The 15528-nt window shown below is 62.5% G+C and carries 10 protein-coding genes and 1 pseudogene; 8 read left to right on the forward strand and 3 right to left on the reverse strand.

What is annotated here, in order from left to right:
• Positions 1-29 precede the first annotated feature (29 nt).
• Positions 30-1121 (reverse strand): acyl-CoA dehydrogenase family protein, encoded by a 1092-nt coding sequence (locus IPF85_RS17245; RefSeq protein ID WP_343409302.1) that lies wholly within the window; start codon positions 1119-1121, stop codon positions 30-32.
• Between the two features lie 262 nt (positions 1122-1383).
• On the opposite strand from IPF85_RS17245, the gene mutL reads away from it, so the two are divergent.
• From mutL to clpX, 4 genes are all read left to right on the forward strand, one after another.
• On the forward strand, positions 1384-3210 hold the full coding sequence (gene mutL, locus IPF85_RS17250) for a DNA mismatch repair endonuclease MutL (RefSeq protein WP_343409303.1): 1827 nt from the start codon (positions 1384-1386) through the stop codon (positions 3208-3210).
• Between the two features lie 154 nt (positions 3211-3364).
• Positions 3365-4837 carry a trigger factor gene (gene tig / locus IPF85_RS17255; protein ID WP_343409304.1) on the forward strand — a complete coding sequence of 491 codons (1473 nt, stop codon included), beginning with the start codon at positions 3365-3367 and terminating at the stop codon, positions 4835-4837.
• A gap of 18 nt (positions 4838-4855) precedes the next feature.
• The gene (locus IPF85_RS17260) at positions 4856-5491 is read left to right on the forward strand and encodes an ATP-dependent Clp protease proteolytic subunit (RefSeq protein WP_343409305.1); all 636 of its coding nucleotides are present in this window, start codon (positions 4856-4858) and stop codon (positions 5489-5491) included.
• Positions 5481-6791: an ATP-dependent Clp protease ATP-binding subunit ClpX gene (gene clpX / locus IPF85_RS17265; protein WP_343409306.1), complete on the forward strand. Its 1311-nt coding sequence runs from the start codon at positions 5481-5483 to the stop codon at positions 6789-6791. The genes IPF85_RS17260 and clpX overlap by 11 nt, the downstream gene beginning before the upstream one ends.
• A gap of 99 nt (positions 6792-6890) precedes the next feature.
• Here clpX and IPF85_RS17270 read toward each other — a convergent pair whose 3' ends face one another.
• A complete protein-coding gene (locus IPF85_RS17270) occupies positions 6891-9233 on the reverse strand; it encodes a histidine kinase N-terminal 7TM domain-containing protein (protein ID WP_343409307.1) in 2343 nt (780 codons plus the stop codon).
• Positions 9234-9475: 242 nt separating this feature from the next.
• On the opposite strand from IPF85_RS17270, the gene glp reads away from it, so the two are divergent.
• The 3 genes and pseudogenes from glp to moaC all read left to right on the forward strand — a co-directional run.
• The gene (gene glp / locus IPF85_RS17275) at positions 9476-10699 is read left to right on the forward strand and encodes a gephyrin-like molybdotransferase Glp (protein WP_343409308.1); all 1224 of its coding nucleotides are present in this window, start codon (positions 9476-9478) and stop codon (positions 10697-10699) included.
• Positions 10700-10779: 80 nt separating this feature from the next.
• Positions 10780-11805 carry a hypothetical protein gene (locus tag IPF85_RS17280; RefSeq protein WP_343409309.1) on the forward strand — a complete coding sequence of 342 codons (1026 nt, stop codon included), beginning with the start codon at positions 10780-10782 and terminating at the stop codon, positions 11803-11805.
• Positions 11806-11822: 17 nt separating this feature from the next.
• A pseudogene (gene moaC, locus IPF85_RS17285) lies at positions 11823-12314 on the forward strand (cyclic pyranopterin monophosphate synthase MoaC); the annotation flags it as partial.
• Positions 12315-12696: 382 nt separating this feature from the next.
• On the opposite strand, the gene IPF85_RS17290 reads toward moaC, so the two are convergent.
• On the reverse strand, positions 12697-13902 hold the full coding sequence (locus IPF85_RS17290) for a response regulator (RefSeq protein WP_343409310.1): 1206 nt from the start codon (positions 13900-13902) through the stop codon (positions 12697-12699).
• A gap of 360 nt (positions 13903-14262) precedes the next feature.
• Here IPF85_RS17290 and hisS point away from each other — a divergent pair, with 360 nt between their 5' ends.
• On the forward strand, positions 14263-15525 hold the full coding sequence (hisS, locus tag IPF85_RS17295) for a histidine--tRNA ligase (RefSeq protein WP_343409311.1): 1263 nt from the start codon (positions 14263-14265) through the stop codon (positions 15523-15525).
• Positions 15526-15528: the final 3 nt, after the last annotated feature.

Consider the following 15528-nt stretch of genomic DNA (forward strand, 5'->3'; position numbering starts at 1 on the left):
GAATGACGACGCGTCGTCGTTCACCTGTCTCAGATCATGGCTAAGCCGGTCAGCGTTCCGAAGCCGCGGCCATTGCGCAGCCACATTTCCACCGGATGTTCTTTGACGTAGCCGTGTCCACCCAGCACCTGGACCGCGCCGTCGGTGACATTCATCACCATCTGATCGGCCTGCATGCGCGCCAGGTAAGCCTCACGTGTCGCATCCCGCCCCTGGTCGAGTTTCCAGGCCGCTTCCCAGGTCATCAGCCGGGTGGCATCAATCTCAATCGCCATGTTAGCCAGGATGAAGGCGATGGCCTGGCGCGAGGCAATCGGTTCGCCGAAGGCTTCGCGCTCTTTGGCATACTCACGCGCATAGTCGTAAGCGGCGCGTGCCTGCCCCACGGCCAAAGCGGACATCGCCACGTTGGTGTGGTTGAGCAGGTTGCCGAACTGGCACCCCTGCTCACCGCCCAGGCGGTTACTGGCCGGCACCCGCACACCTCTGAGCGTGACCCGGTACAGGGAAAGCGCGCTGAAACCCATGGTTTTCTCGCGCGCGCCGATGGTCAGCCCGGCGATCGGTGCATCCACCAGGAAGGCCTGCGTCTTGCCATCTTGCGCGGCGTAGACCAGCAGCAGGTCGGCGCGGTCGGCCAGCGGTACGAAGGCCTTGACGCCATCGAGGACATAAACGTCGCCGTCACGCGTGGCCGTTGTTTGCAGTTCATTCGGATCGAATTGGATACGCGGCTCGATGAGCGCGGCCGTGGCAGGGTAGAAGGTCGCGTCACAGAAACGAGGTAGATAGGCTGCTTTCTGCTCATCGGTGCCGCACAGTAGCAGCGGCGTGGTCACCAGGCTTGGCGCCAGCAGATGCAGGCTGGTGGCAATGTCCCCCCAACCCAACTCTTCGGCAAAGAGGGCGCCTGTCACCGCCGACAGCGCGCCAAAACCGCCATACTGGTCAGGAATGGCGCTTGGAATCAGTCCCAGGTCCCAGCCAGTGGCGATGACATCATCAGGGATGGCGCCATGATCATCGGCTTCACGGTAAACCGCGCGCATGTTGCGGCTGGCAAAACGCTGAACGGTTTCGGTCAACATGCGCTGTTCATCTGTCAAGTCAAACGAGTACATGCTCTACGCACCTTGTTATTTGATTTTTTTCAAGCAGATCAATGGCGATCGAAAGGGAAGCTCAAATGTATGATACACCCTTTAACGCATCGCGTCAAATCAAACCGTTTTGTCAGTAGTTCCAGATGTACCCGGAATCGAGGCTTCAGCCGGCCTGCCACAGGGTTCTCTCCAGATGTCTTCAGCGACCACATTCGGAATTCCTGCCTTTGCGTTGAAAATAGCGCAAAAATGCCTTGCATGTGCTACAATCGGTTGCATCATGGCTATTATGATTCTACCACCCGATGTGGTGGGCAAAATCGCTGCCGGCGAAGTGGTCGAACGTCCGGCCTCGACAGCCAAAGAGCTGATCGAAAACAGCCTGGACGCCGGCGCGACGGATATCCGCGTGGAGATCCGTGAGGGCGGGCGGCGCCTCCTGCGGGTGATTGATAACGGCTGCGGCATTCCCCACGCCGAGGTGGAGTTGGCGGTCGCACGCCACGCCACCAGCAAGCTGCGCACAGCCGACGACTTGCAGCACATCACGACGCTGGGGTTTCGTGGCGAAGCCCTCAACAGCATTGCCGCTGTTTCACAGATGACCATTCTCACCCGCAGCGCCAGCGAAGAGACGGGCGCCCAGGTGCGTCTGGAAGGCGGACAGATCGTGGCGCGTGAAAGCCACGGCGCGCCCCCCGGTACGATCATCACAGTGGAAAACCTTTTCTTCAACATGCCGGCCCGCCTCGCCTTTCTCCGTCAACCCCAAACCGAGGGTGGGCACATTGCGGAGATGATCGCCCGCTATGCCCAGGCCTTCCCCGAACGGCGCTTTAGCCTGCTGGCCGATGGCCGCCTGGTCTTTCAGTCAACCGGCAGCGGCGCCCTGACCGATGTCCTGGTCAAGGTTCACGGGCTGGATGTGGCGCGCGAGATGATCCCCGTCGGCGTTTTCGGAGAAAATCGCCCCCCCGTCGGCGTTTTCGGAGAAAATCGCCCCCCCGCCAGCCTGACGCCCACGGTTTGGGGCTACATCGGCCTGCCGTCGCAACACCGGGCCAACCGCAACCACATCACTTTTTTCCTCAACCGTCGTTGGATTCAGGACCGCACGCTCACTTACGCCGTGCTGGAGGCGTACCATACCTTTCTGCCGGTGGGCCGCTATCCCCTGGCCACGCTGCTGATCGAACTGGAACCGAGCCTGGTAGATGTCAATGTGCATCCGACGAAGGCCGAAGTGCGCTTTCGCGACCCGCGCGCGGTTTACCGGGCCGTGCAAAAAGCGGTGCATCAGGCTCTCATCGAACAGGCGCCGCTGCCCAGCGTCACCCTGCCCGCGCCGACCCCAGGCTGGGGCCAACCCGACGGCTGGGAGGAGCGCCGCCAGGCCTTGCTCAACGCCGGGCAGGCGCCCCAACAGCCTGAACTAGGCTTGCCGCGGTCCGCCCTTGCGCCGGCTCCGCTGCCGACGCCTGACGAGCAGGGGGTAGCGCCGTGGCCTGCCGAGCCGCCGACCGCCTCCGACCTACCGATGCTGCGGGTTATCGGCCAGGCCGGCGCGACCTACATCATCGCCGAGGGGCCTGATGGCCTCTATTTGATTGACCAACACGCCGCGCACGAACGCATCCTGTATGAAAAGATGACGGCAGAGATGCAACGCCATGCGGTGCCCAGCCAAGCCCTGTTGGAACCGATCACGTTCACACCGCTGGGTCACCATGCCGGCCTGCTGGCCGAATATGCGGCCGTGCTCAACGACCTGGGTTTTATTCTGGAGCCTTTTGGCGGTCACACCTACCTGGTGCGCAGCGTGCCGGCCATCATGCACCGCGCTGACCCTCATCAAGCCACGCAGGAGGTGCTGGAGGGCCTGGCACAGGAAGAAGACCTGGTCAATGACGCGCGCGAGGCGCGACTGGTGCGCATCATCTGTAAGCGGGCCGCGATCAAAGGGGGCCAAACGCTGTCCTTGATCGAAATGCGCGAGCTGATCCGCCAACTGGAGGCTTGTCAAAGCCCGCGCACCTGCCCGCACGGCCGCCCAACCATGATTGCGCTCAGCGCCGTGCAACTGGAAAAGTTCTTCGCCCGGCGTTGAATCCTGAACTTGCTATCTATTATGTGTGTGTTATACTGCAAGCGGGAAAAAACCCCCTTCCCCGCCGGGGAGCGGGCGCAATTCGTGCTCGCTTGCAGTACATAATCTTGTGCTGATTTTCCAACCATGAAACCCCAAAAGGAGTAAACAAAACTTGTCAGAACCATATCAAGTCGCTGTGGAAGCGATGGAGAACCGCCAGGCGCGAGTGACCATTACGATCGCCGAGGCGCTGGCCGACCCCGTTCTGCGCAAAACGGCCAGGCGCGTGGCGGGCGAGATTCGGATTGCCGGTTTCCGACCGGGCAAGGCCCCCTACGAGGTCATTGTGCGCCGCGTCGGCCGCGAGGCCCTGGTGCAAGAGTCTCTCGATGCGCTCTTCGATCTGGCCTACACAGACGCCATCGCGCAAAGCGAACTAGCGCCCAGTGGTCGGCCCAGTCTCTCCGACTACACCGCCGAGCCGATCTCGCTGACGCTGGTGGTGCCGCTGCAGCCGGTCGCTGACCTGGGCGACTACCGCTCGAATCTGCGCATCCCCATGCCGCAGGTCATAATAGCAGATGAAGATGTGGATAAACTGGTGGATGAGATGCGCGACCAGCGCAGCGCTTGGTCACCGGTTGACCGCCCGGCTCAGTTCGGTGACATGGTAACGGTGGACATCAGCGGTATGGCCGGCGAGGACCAGGTGATCCAGCGCGAAGGCTGGGACATAGAACTGAGTGACACCGATGATGGCCTGGTGCCTGGCCTGAATGCTGCGTTCGTCGGCATGGCGATCGGCGAGACCAAATCCTTCGTGTTGACCTACCCTGACAGTTCAACGTCGCAGTGGGCAGGGCACGCGGTAGAGTTCAACACCACGATGCAGGGGGTCAAGGCCAAGGTCGCGCCCACCGATGAGGAATTGGCCCGGGAAGCGGGCGACTTCCCTGATTATGCCGCACTGCGCGCCCATCTGCGCGGCAACCTGGAAGAGGAACGCCGTGGCCAGGCTGAAACAGACTACCGTCATGCCGTGCTGGAAGCCGTCGTCGCGAACGCGGTGACGCTCGACTTCCCTCTGCAGTTGGTCGAAGATGAGCAGGCGCGGATGCTCGAAGAGTACAAAGACGAATACCGCAACTTGGGCCTGGACTTCGAAAGCTATTTGCGCTATACCCAGCAAACGGCGGAGCAAGTGAGCGAGGGGCTGCGCCCTATGGCGGAGGGCCGTGTCAAACAAAAACTGGCCCTGGCCGCCACCGCGCGCGCTGAGAATGTACACCTGCATGCGGAGGATTTGGAGTCTGAGATCGAGTCCGTGGCACGCACCATGAAGGACGATCAGGCTGAAAGTTATCGCACTCTGATGCATTCAGAGGGTGGGCAGATGTACCTGCTGGAACAGTTGATCAACCGGCGTTCGCTGGATCGCCTGGTGGCCATTGCCCAGGGCAACCCGCTGCCGCCCGATGTGCATGACCAGGACGAGGGTCACGACGAGGGCCAGGACGAGGGCCATGACGAGGGTCATGACGAGGGTCACGACGAGGGTCATGACGAGGGTCACGACGAGGGTCATGACGAGGGTCATGGCGAGGGTCATGGCGATGAAGAAGATCACAAAGACCACGAAGAATAGAAGAAAGAAAAAAACCAGATGCTACCGCAATCCTTAATTCCGATGGTCATCGAACAATCGGGGCGCGGCGAACGTGCCTATGACATCTACTCCCTGCTGCTCAAGGAACGCATCATCTTCCTGGGCACCCCGGTCAACGACCAGGTGGCAAACCTGATCGTGGCGCAGTTGCTCTTCCTCAACCGGGAAGACCCGGAACGTGACATTCAATTGTATATCAACTCGCCGGGCGGACACATCTACCCCGGCCTGGCGATCTACGATACCATCCAGATGATCCAGGCGCCGGTTTCGACGGTGGCGGTGGGTTGGACGGCCAGCATGGCCACGGTGCTGCTGGCGGCAGGGCGCAAAGGCAAGCGTATGACGCTGCCCCATGCCACGATCCACATGCACCCGGCCGGCGGTGGCGCCCAGGGGTACGCGCCCGATGTGGAAATTCAGTTGAACGAGCTGATGCGTATGCAGCGCATGTTGCATGCCATCCTGGCCAACCACACCGGCCAACCGGCCGAGCGCATCGCAGCCGATTTCAACCGCGATCACTACTTCAGCGCGCAAGAGGCCGTGGCTTACGGCCTGGTGGATGCCGTGTTAGGCGAACCCCCGGCCGTGGTGCAGGCGGCAGTGGAGCTAAGCCAGAATGGTCAGTAAACCGGACAGCGTGTCCGTTTGCTCTTTTTGCGGTCGCAAGGCGAGCGAGGCGGCCCGGTTGATCGCCGGGCCTGAAGGCGTTTTCATTTGCGATGAGTGTGTGCGCCTGTGTCAGGAGATCCTGAACGAGGAGAACCTGAAGGCTGCGCCCACGGCGCCGCCACTTTTCGACCATATCATGTCGCCCAAAGAAATCGTGGCGCGTCTGGATGAATATGTGATCGGCCAGGACCGCGCCAAGAAGGTGCTGTCGGTGGCGGTTTACAATCACTACAAGCGCATCGCCAACGGCGGCGACACCAATGAGGTGGAACTGCAAAAGAGCAATATCCTGCTGATCGGGCCGACCGGCTCAGGCAAGACGCTGTTGGCGCAGACGCTGGCCCGTATCCTCGACGTGCCCTTCACGATTGCCGATGCCACCAGCCTGACCGAGGCGGGGTATGTGGGCGAAGACGTGGAAACCATTCTGTCCAGCCTGCTGCAGTCTGCCGAGTGGAACGTGGAGCGGGCACGCCTGGGCATCATCTACATTGACGAGATTGACAAGATCGCGCGCAAGTCGGGCGATAATCCGTCCATCACGCGTGATGTCTCCGGCGAAGGTGTGCAGCAGGCCCTGCTCAAGATCATCGAAGGCACCACGGCCAATGTGCCGCCGCACGGCGGGCGCAAGCATCCCAATCAGGAGTTCGTGCAGCTTGACACGCGCAACATCCTCTTCATCTGTGGCGGCGCCTTCACCGAGCTGGAGAAAGTCGTCGGGCAGCGCATCGGGATCAAGGGACAGTTAGGCTTCAGCCAGGGACACGGGGATTCCGCACTGCAGCGTGAAAAGGCACGCGCGATACTCCTGCGTCAGACCATCCCCGATGACCTGATGCGCTTCGGTTTGATCCCGGAATTCGTGGGGCGCCTGCCCGTCACCGTCAGCCTGGAACCGTTGGACGAGAAGGCTTTGATTGCCGTGCTCACCCAACCCAAGAATGCGTTGGTCAAGCAGTTTCAGCGCCTTTTTGCGCTCGACAATGTGGAACTGGTCTTCACAACCGATGCACTGCAGACCGCCGCCAGCGCCGCGCTGAAGCACAAAACCGGTGCGCGTGGCCTGCGCAGCATCATCGAAGAGACGTTGCTCGACGTGATGTACGAAGTCCCATCACGCCCCGAGGCGGCGAAGTGCATCGTCAACGCCGACACCATCAGCCGGCGCACGCGGCCCCTCTTGCTGAACCAAACCGGCCAGGCCATCCGCTGGGGGTCAGATGCCGATCCCGATCATCTCGAATCAGCCGCCTGACAAGGCACGCACAACGCAAACTACTCCGCAAGGCCAAACGGAACGCATAGAACACAAAGGAACGGCAGATTAGCGGCGCCTTTGTGTTCTATGCGTTCTTTATGGCAAAAAATCGTCCGATTTGGAATGACGATCACCCAGCGCCCAGGCGGGCAGCCAAAAAGTGAAGGTGCTTCCATGCCCAACGCTGCTCTCCAGGGTCAGCCGGCCACCATGAATCTGCGCAATCTCCTGGCAAATAGCTAATCCCAGGCCGGTGCCCGGGCGTTGACTGGCCCGGCCAGCCGCCCCACGGAAAAAGCGACCGAAGACCGCTGCCTGTTCCTCGGCGCTGATGCCAGGCCCATTATCGCGCACGCTGAGCGTCACCCAGGGCTTGTCATCGTTCACCTGGCGCCTGGTGATGATCTGGATCAGGCCCCCCGGCGGCGTGTAATAGATGGCATTGGTCAGCAGGTTGCTCAGAACCTGGATCAGCCGATGTGCATCGGCGTTGACCGTGGGCAAATCGGGCTGTAGATCGGTTTCCCAGCGATGACCGCGCTCGGCGATCAAGCCGGCGCGATGATTGACCCAGGACTGCACCAGTTCGTTCAAGTCCGCGGTGGCCAGGTTGGCCGGCGCTTTCTTCATGTCCAGGCGTGAAAGATCGAGCAGATCTTCGATCAGGGTTTGCAGTAATGCGGATTCTTTGTGCAGCGTTGCCAGGTATTGCGGCTGTTTCTCTGCCCGTCCTGTCTCCAACAGACGCAGATAGAGCTTGATGTTGGCCAGCGGGGTACGGAGTTCGTGGGAGATATTGGACACGAACTCATTCTTCATGGTGTCCAGTTCCTGCAGCTTGATATTGGCGGCGCGCAGCGCGGCGGTGCGCTCGCTGACGCGTTGTTCAAGCTCGCTGGCATAGTGCTGGGTGGTGTCCAGTAGTCGGGCATTTTCGACGACGACGGCCGCCTGGCTGGCGAAGATCGTCAGCGTTTGCACGTCATAGTCGGTGAACCCGGCCTGGTCGGCGCTGCGCATCACGTTGATGACGCCGGTCGCTTGACCCTGCCACAGCAGCGGAGCGCCCATGGCCGCGCGAAACGAGTGCTCACTGGCATAGGCGGCCGCACGGTGCTCCCAGGCCGGATAATCGTTGACGATCAGCGGTTTTGCCGTGGCCGCCACCATGCCGGCCACTCCTTCGCCAAATGGCAACACCAGGCCGGTGAAGTCCTGTTCGGTCTGATAGCTGACCAGGCATTGCAGTTGGCGACTGCCGGGCTGGCACAAGTAGAGATCGCCGCTGCTGGCATCCAGCAGGTTGGTGGCCTGTTCCACCAGTAATTTCAGCAGCGAGGAAAGATCGGTGGTACGGGTCATGGCAAACAGGGTGGTGTAGAGACTTGCCAGGCGTCGGCGTTCGCTGATGTCATGGATTACCAGGACTCTGCCCCGGATTTGCTGGCGCATGTTGAGCAGGGGGGTCAGCCGCACCTCGTGGGTGAAAGTCGGGATGACCGGCAATGATACGGAACCAGGCGCGACTGCGTCCGGTCGGGCCGGCACACTGGCCTGCTGGTACTGCTGCAAGAGGTCCGGCCGGGCCGCCAGCACCTCTGTCACTGCACGGCCGACGATGGCGGCCGGTGTGACGCTGAGAAGGCGCCGAGCCGTGGGGTTGGCGTCTACCACGCGGTCGAGAGGATCGAGCACGATGATGCCGTCGGCGAGGTTTTCGATCACCATATCACGCGCCACGGGCACCAGGTCGAGGAAGCGAAAACGAAAGAGCGCCGCCATATTGAGGATGCCGGTCAGCGCAAGCCCAAACGTGGTCAGATCGAGGTGCGGCAGGGGCTGCACGCCGGTCAAGTAGAGTAAGCTGCCGATCCAGGGCGGGAAGGCAGAGAGCAGCACGACCGCGGCCTGCCAGCGGTGATCGCCGGACGCCCGGATGAAACGCCAGCCGAGCAACAGTGCGCCTGCAAGCAGCAACAGATAGGTGTACGCAATGAGGGCATAGAACAGCGGGCCATACTCGATGTCGAGCATGGGATAGGGTGTGTTGGTGTCAAGCTGCACCTGGATGTAGAAAAGCCTGTGCCAGTCGTTGGTCGCGATAGCCAGGAGCGATAGAATCGCGGCCAGGACCAACGCGGCTGCAAACAGGTTGGGTACGCGGCGGTTGAAGCCAGCCTGGCGCAGCGTGAACAGCAGCCAGGCGCCCGGCACCAGGACGATGCCCAGGTATTCGAGCCTGGCCGCCCACAGCTTTTGCTCCATGCCTGGCAACAGCCATTCCAGGGCGTAGAGAATGGTCCACCAGGTGACCGCAAACATCAGGATGGCGAATGGCCGTGACCCGGGAGCCAGCGGTCGGCGCCAGGCCACCACGCCCACGAAAAGCGACAGGGCCGACGATAGGATGAGTAGAAAGATGACAGACCCAAGGTTCATGGCTTCTTCTCAACTGCGAGGGCATGGTGCATCCTGTGATCAAACTCATCAGAAAGGCAAGCACAGACGAGTCAGTATCAGTATACATCAATTCCAGATGACTGGCAATGCACCCGATGACGCAGGGGTCATGCCGAAGATACTGATTCCAACCCGGGTTTTTGATCTTGGGATTTGGGATTTTGCCGGAAAATCAGTTACAATGACTCTGACAATGTTGAGTTTTTAGCAGGAGCCTGTCCATGCCTGAGTCACCCTATGTCATGCTCTCTGTGGATGCCGCGCTGCGCCTGGTCCTGGCGCACGCGTCGCGGTTGACGCCGGTGCGCCTGCCCCTGCGTGCCCTGGGCGGTCGCGCCCTGGCGGAAGACATCGTGTCGGCCGAAGCCATACCGCCGTTTGCCGCCGCGGCCAAAGATGGCTATGCCGTCATCGCGGCCGACGGGCCAGGCTGGCGACGTCTGGTTGGCGAACAGATGGCCGGTTACGTGGGCAACGAACGGGTGACGCCGGGCGCCGTGGTGCGCATTACCACAGGCGCCCCCCTTCCGCCCGGCGCCGACGCCGTGGTGATGGTTGAGCAGACACAGGAGCAGGCTGGCCTGGTTGAGATCCAGACCGGCGTGGCGCCCCTGGCCGATGTGCGGCCGCCCGGCATTGACCTGGAGGTGGGTCAGCGCGTGCTCAGCCAGGGGCAACGCCTCGGCCCGGCTGAGATCGGCCTGCTGGCGAGCCTGGGCCTGCCCGACGCGCTTGTTTTCCCCGCGCCACGCGTCGCGGTCCTCTCCACCGGTGATGAACTGCGCTCACCGGGCGAGACCCTGGCGCCCGGTCAGATTCGCGATAGCAACCGTTTTAGTTTGATGGCAGCCGTTCAGGAAGCCGGCGGTGAGCCGCTCGACCTGGGCATTGCACGCGACCGCCAGGGGGACCTGGAAGCGTGTATTCGTGATGGCCTGCTCGCGGCCGACACCCTGGTGACCTCCGGCGGGGTCTCGATGGGCCAGCTCGATCTGCTGAAGCCGCTGCTGGAGATGCAGGGCACGGTCCATTTTGGGCGGGTCAACATGAAGCCGGGCAAGCCACTCACATTTGCCACCATTGCCGACAAGCCGGTGTTTGCCCTGCCCGGCTTTCCGGTCTCGTCGCTGGTAGCTTTCGAGCTGTTCGTGCGCCCAGCCCTCTTGCAGATGCAGGGACGCGCCGACCTGGCTCGCCTACAAGTGGCGGTGCGGCTGACTCATGCGGTGCATCATGATCCCCAGCGTTGGGAATTTGTGCGAGCCGTGGTGCGCCGCGAGGGGGACGCGCTGATTGCCACCACCACCGGCTCACAAAGTTCGGGCCGCCTGTTGTCCATGGTGGGCGCCAATGCTCTGCTGCAACTGGCGCCGGCCGGCAGTGGTACACTGCCAGCCGGCGCGCTGGTGAGCGCGCTGTTGCTCAACTCCAATAGCCCCCGTTAGCCTTCCCCCCTCATTTTCCCCCTCATTTCCCCCTCATTTCCCCCTCATTTCCCGTCCATTCCCCCGTCGAAGGACATCTTATGCCAGTTTGGCCTGATCTACGTAAAGTGATCGAACAACTGCGCGAGCTGGACGTTGGCGCGCTGCGTGGCGCGGCCGAAACCCCGCCGCGAGTCGTGGTGTTGGGCGCGGCCAACAGGCTGCGCGATGGCGTGATCGCCGCGCTGCTGCAGGGGCCAGGCGGGCCGCTGCCGGCGCAGGCGTCCCTGGAGACGTTGAACTGGCCCGCGCTGCCCGAAGCCCTGACGCCCTTGCGCGAAGCCGAACTGGTGCTGCTGTTGCCCAGCCCGGCGGCTTCCACGCGGCAGGTGGAGCAGGAGCTGATTGCGCGCTTGCAGCAGCGCCAGGTGGCCGTGGCGGTCATCAGGGAGTCGGGCGCCGAAGATGGCTGGTTCGGCGCGCCAGTGGTGCGCTTCGACGTGGCCCAGCCAGATGCATTTGGCCGGCAGATGGCCCTCGGTCTGGCAGCCACCGTGCCCATCGAGCGCTGGCCGGCCCTGGGGCGCCATCTACCCGGATTGCGCGATGGCCTGACCGAACGGCTGATTGCCACTACCGCCCAGAATAACGCCATTTATGCCCTGAGCACCGGGCTGGCTGAAGTGATCCCGGTCTTCGACATCCCCTTCAACGTGGCCGACATGGTCATCCTGACCAAGAACCAGGCCCTGCTGGCGTACAAGGTGGCGCTGCTCTATGGCCTCCCCGGTGAGCCGCAGCAGGCGCTGACCGAATTGGCCAGCGTGGTGGGCAGCGGGTTCTTGTGGCGACAGGTGGCGCGGCAGTTGGTGGGGCTGGTGCCGGTGTGGGGAATCATTCCCAAAACCGTAGTGGCCTATGCTGGCACCTATGTCACCGGTGAAGCGGTGCGGGTCTGGTGCGCCAGCGGGCGGCGCCTGGAACGTAAAGCTCTCAACCAACTCTATCACCAGGCGACGCTGCAGGGCAAAGCGCTGGCGCAGCGTCTCAGTCAGCGCCTGCCACAATCACAGCGCGGGCTGACCTGGCCGAAACTGCGCCTGCCCTGGTCGCGGCGCGGCGCCTGAGCTTGGGAGGCTTTGGCATGAATCAGCCGTCGGGCGCGCCCGCGCTGTCACATCTGGACGCCGAAGGCACGGCGCGCATGGTGGACGTGGGCGCCAAACAGGAGTCGCAGCGCGAAGCCGTGGCTGCGGGTGAAGTGCGCATGGCGCCGGAGACGCTGCGCCTGCTGCGCGCCGGCAATGTGCCCAAAGGTGATGTGCTCGGCACAGCGCGCGTGGCCGGGATTTTAGCTGCCAAACGCACGGCTGAGCTGATTCCTCTGTGCCACCCGTTGCCGCTGACCTATATCGGCGTGGACTTCAGCTTCGACGAAGAGACGAGTCGCGTGCTCATTACCGCCACGGCGCGCTGTCAGGGCCAGACCGGGGTGGAAATGGAAGCACTCACGGCCGTCAGCGTGGCGGCGCTGACCATCTACGACATGGCGAAGGCGTTGGAAAAGACGATGGTCATTGGAGAGATTCGTCTGCTGCGGAAGACGGGCGGTAGGAGCGGGGAATGGGAGAGGCCGGAGAAGCGGAGAAAGCGGAGAAGGGGAGAAGGGGAGAAGGGGGGGAAGGGAAAAGGGGAAGGGGGGGGGGAAAAGGGGAAGAGGGGAAACGGGGGAGGGGGGGAGGGGGGGAGGGGGGGGGGGGGGGGGGGGGGGCGCGGGGGGGGGGGGGGGCCGGGGGGCGGGGGGGCCGGGGAGGGGGGGAAGGGAAAAACGCCCCCCCCCCCCCCCCCCCCCCCCCGCCCCCCGCCCCCCGCCCCGCCCCGGCCCGCCCGAACCTCTCGGGATCTCTGATCTCTGTTCTCAGATTCGAGATACTGAACCGCGAAGACGCCAGGAGCGCAAAGAACTTTTTTTCTTGGCGTCCTGGCGTTTTCGCGGTGGATTCCTGTTTGGTTCCGGCTTAGGACGTGCGGCGGCCAAAGAGAGAGCCGGCTGCTTCGAAGAGACCGCCCGCGGGGGCGATGCGTTTGTCATCGTTGGAGGCGACCAGGTCGGCCAGTTGGAAAATGGCGCGCGTCACGTTTTGCTTGGGGTGACTCACCACCACCGGCACACCGCGGTTGAGGCTGTACTGTACCAATTCGTGGTTAGCCGGCACTTTGACAGCGATCTTCTGATAGAGAATTTTCTCGATATCTGCCGGCTGCAGCTCATCGCTCGGGTTGAACTGATTGAGAACCACGATCAGGTTATCCAGGGTTTGGCCGTCGGACCGCGCCAGTTCCATGAGCAGCTTGGCGTTGCGACAGGTGGAGATTTCGGCCTGCACCAGCAGCACAATGACGTCGGCAATGTTGATGAACGTCTCGGTGAAGTCGTCAATCACCGCTTGCGTATCCACGATCAGGTAATCACACATGTCTAACAGCGCACTGGCAACCTTGCGGACTGCGGCCGGTTGCACCGGCTGTAAGTCGGCCAGATGGGCAGGTGCCAGAATGACATCAACGCCGGCGCTGTGGGTTGCCATCACCGTCCGCACCAGTTCGGCGTCGAGCCGATCCACGCGTGCCAGCAGGTCCGCCAACGTTCGGGTCTGGCGCAGGTTGAGGGCCAGGTCAATATCACCCAATTGGCGGTTGCCGTCCAGGAGCATGATTTTGCGGCTGACAGTTTTGGTCAGAGCGAGCGCCAGGTTGGTGGCGGTGAAGGTGCGTCCGATGCCGCCTTTGGGGCCGCAGACGGTGATGATTTTACCGCGAGAGGCGGGGGGGGCGGCTTTGGGCTGGGTGAGGGCGCGGCGCTCCAGGAGCATGGTCACACGCACGACCATTTCACGCAGGTCAACAGGCTTGGTCAGGTACTCGTCGGCGCCGGCCTTGAGCCCCTCGATCTTGTCCGTCACCTGCGCCAGCGCGCTGAGCATGATGATGGGCAGGTGTACGAATTCCGGCTTGGCACGCAGATATTGAGCAACCTCGATGCCGTTCAGATCGGGCAGCATGACATCGAGAATGAGAATATCAGGTTTTTCGGTTTCAGCTTTTTTGATGGCGTCGGTGCCGGTGCCGGCGGTGATAATTTCATGCCCCTCCGCCTTGAGTGCATATTCCATCAAGCGAACCAGATACGGTTCGTCGTCCACGATCAGTATTTTTGCTTTCATGGTCTGACGCTCTGAAGCCTCCATGGTTGAGTTGGTTTGGTGAATCGAGCATGATTGCAACCCTGGTTGCCAATGCCTGCAACACTAAAGACGTGACGACTACGGCAACGATACGGCTATTGTTCAAGATCGGAGACCGCGGCTGAAGCCTTCGCCGTAGTATACCGTAGCCGGGCTTGTATGACAATGTGCCGCCTGAGGTGGCCGCGTTGCCAGTTAGACGTCTCCGCAGCAGGATGGTATACTGCAAGCGGGCGCGGCCGGCCCCCTTTTTCCCGGGGGGGGGGGGGGGGGTCAGTCCCGCTTGCAGTATAGAATAAGCAAACCTGTGCGTGCAATCTTACGGTTATGAGGCCCATTATGCCCTACGCAGCGCCGACCGGCGCCAAAGACATTCTACCTGAAGAATGGCCCTTCTGGCGCCACATCGAACAAAACATCCAGCGCATCACCGCGCTCTACGGCTTCGAGCCGTTGGGCGTGCCGATCTTTGAATCCACGGCCCTCTTCACGCGTGGCGTCGGTGAAGGCTCCGACCTGGTGGTGCAGAAAGAGATGTACTCCTTCCAGGACAAGAGCGGCGACGAGCTGACCCTGCGGCCGGAGTTCACGGCCGGCATCATGCGCGCCTACGTCGAGAACGGCATGCATACGCGCCCGGCCCCGCTGCGCCTCTACGCGATCGGCCCCATCTTTCGCCAGGAGAAGCCGCAGGCCGGCCGCTACCGCATCCATCATCAGTTCAATGTCGAGGCACTGGGCGAGGAAGACCCGGTCATTGATGTCGAGGTGATGAGCATCGCCTGGGACTTGTACGACGCCCTGGGCTTCAAGGGCCTCTCGTTCATGATCAACAGCACCGGCTGTCGCGAGTGCCGACCGGCCTTTGTGCAGGCGCTGCGCGACTACTTCGCGCCGCTGGCTGAGCAACTGGGTGAAACCGACCGCACACGCCTGGCGCGCAACCCGCTGCGCCTGCTCGATTCCAAAGACCCGGCGATGGAGCGGCTGCTGGCTTCAGCGCCGGTGATTCATGATTTTCTGTGTGAGAGTTGTCGCACGCACTTCGCCACCCTGCGCCAGTATCTGGACCTGCTTGGGCGGCCGTACACCATCAACCCGCGGCTGGTGCGCGGGCTGGATTATTATGTCAAAACGGTGTTCGAGGTCTGGGCGCAGGACATTGGCGCGCAGGCGGCCGTCTGCGGCGGTGGGCGTTACGATGGGTTGATCGAAGCGTTGGGCGGGCCGGCCGTGCCGGGCGTCGGTTTTGGCTCCGGCATTGAGCGCATCATCCTGGCGCTGAAGGCGCAGGGCGTGCAGGCGCCGGCTCTGCCCTTGCCCCTGGTCATGCTGGTCTATCGTGGCCCCGCCGCCAAAGTGGAGGCCATCCGCCTGCTGCAAACCCTGCGCCAGGCCGGCATCGGCGCGCTGCTGCCCTACCGCGACAGCCTCAAGGCGCAACTCAAGCAGGCGGACCGGGCGCGGGCACGTTTTGCGCTGATCCTGGGCGATGACGAACTGGCCGCGGCCAGCGTCACCGTGCGCGACCTGACCAGCAGCCAGCAGGTCAGCGTGCCGCGCAGTGAGGTGATTGCCTGGCTACGCGCCCACGGCGTATAGACA

The sequence above is a fragment of the Candidatus Amarolinea dominans genome, assembly GCF_016704685.1.
GTDB classification, from domain to species: domain Bacteria; phylum Chloroflexota; class Anaerolineae; order SSC4; family Amarolineaceae; genus Amarolinea; species Amarolinea dominans.

Bases quoted from the DNA above. Each gene is read 5' to 3' on its own strand.
- IPF85_RS17245 (WP_343409302.1), bottom strand. From the start codon at position 1,121: ATGTACTCGTTTGACTTGACAGATGAACAGCGCATGTTGACCGAAACC.
- mutL (WP_343409303.1), top strand. From the start codon at position 1,384: ATGGCTATTATGATTCTACCACCCGATGTGGTGGGCAAAATCGCTGCC.
- IPF85_RS17260 (WP_343409305.1), top strand. From the start codon at position 4,856: ATGCTACCGCAATCCTTAATTCCGATGGTCATCGAACAATCGGGGCGC.
- clpX (WP_343409306.1), top strand. From the start codon at position 5,481: ATGGTCAGTAAACCGGACAGCGTGTCCGTTTGCTCTTTTTGCGGTCGC.
- IPF85_RS17270 (WP_343409307.1), bottom strand. From the start codon at position 9,233: ATGAACCTTGGGTCTGTCATCTTTCTACTCATCCTATCGTCGGCCCTG.
- glp (WP_343409308.1), top strand. From the start codon at position 9,476: ATGCCTGAGTCACCCTATGTCATGCTCTCTGTGGATGCCGCGCTGCGC.
- IPF85_RS17280 (WP_343409309.1), top strand. From the start codon at position 10,780: ATGCCAGTTTGGCCTGATCTACGTAAAGTGATCGAACAACTGCGCGAG.
- IPF85_RS17290 (WP_343409310.1), bottom strand. From the start codon at position 13,902: ATGAAAGCAAAAATACTGATCGTGGACGACGAACCGTATCTGGTTCGC.
- hisS (WP_343409311.1), top strand. From the start codon at position 14,263: ATGCCCTACGCAGCGCCGACCGGCGCCAAAGACATTCTACCTGAAGAA.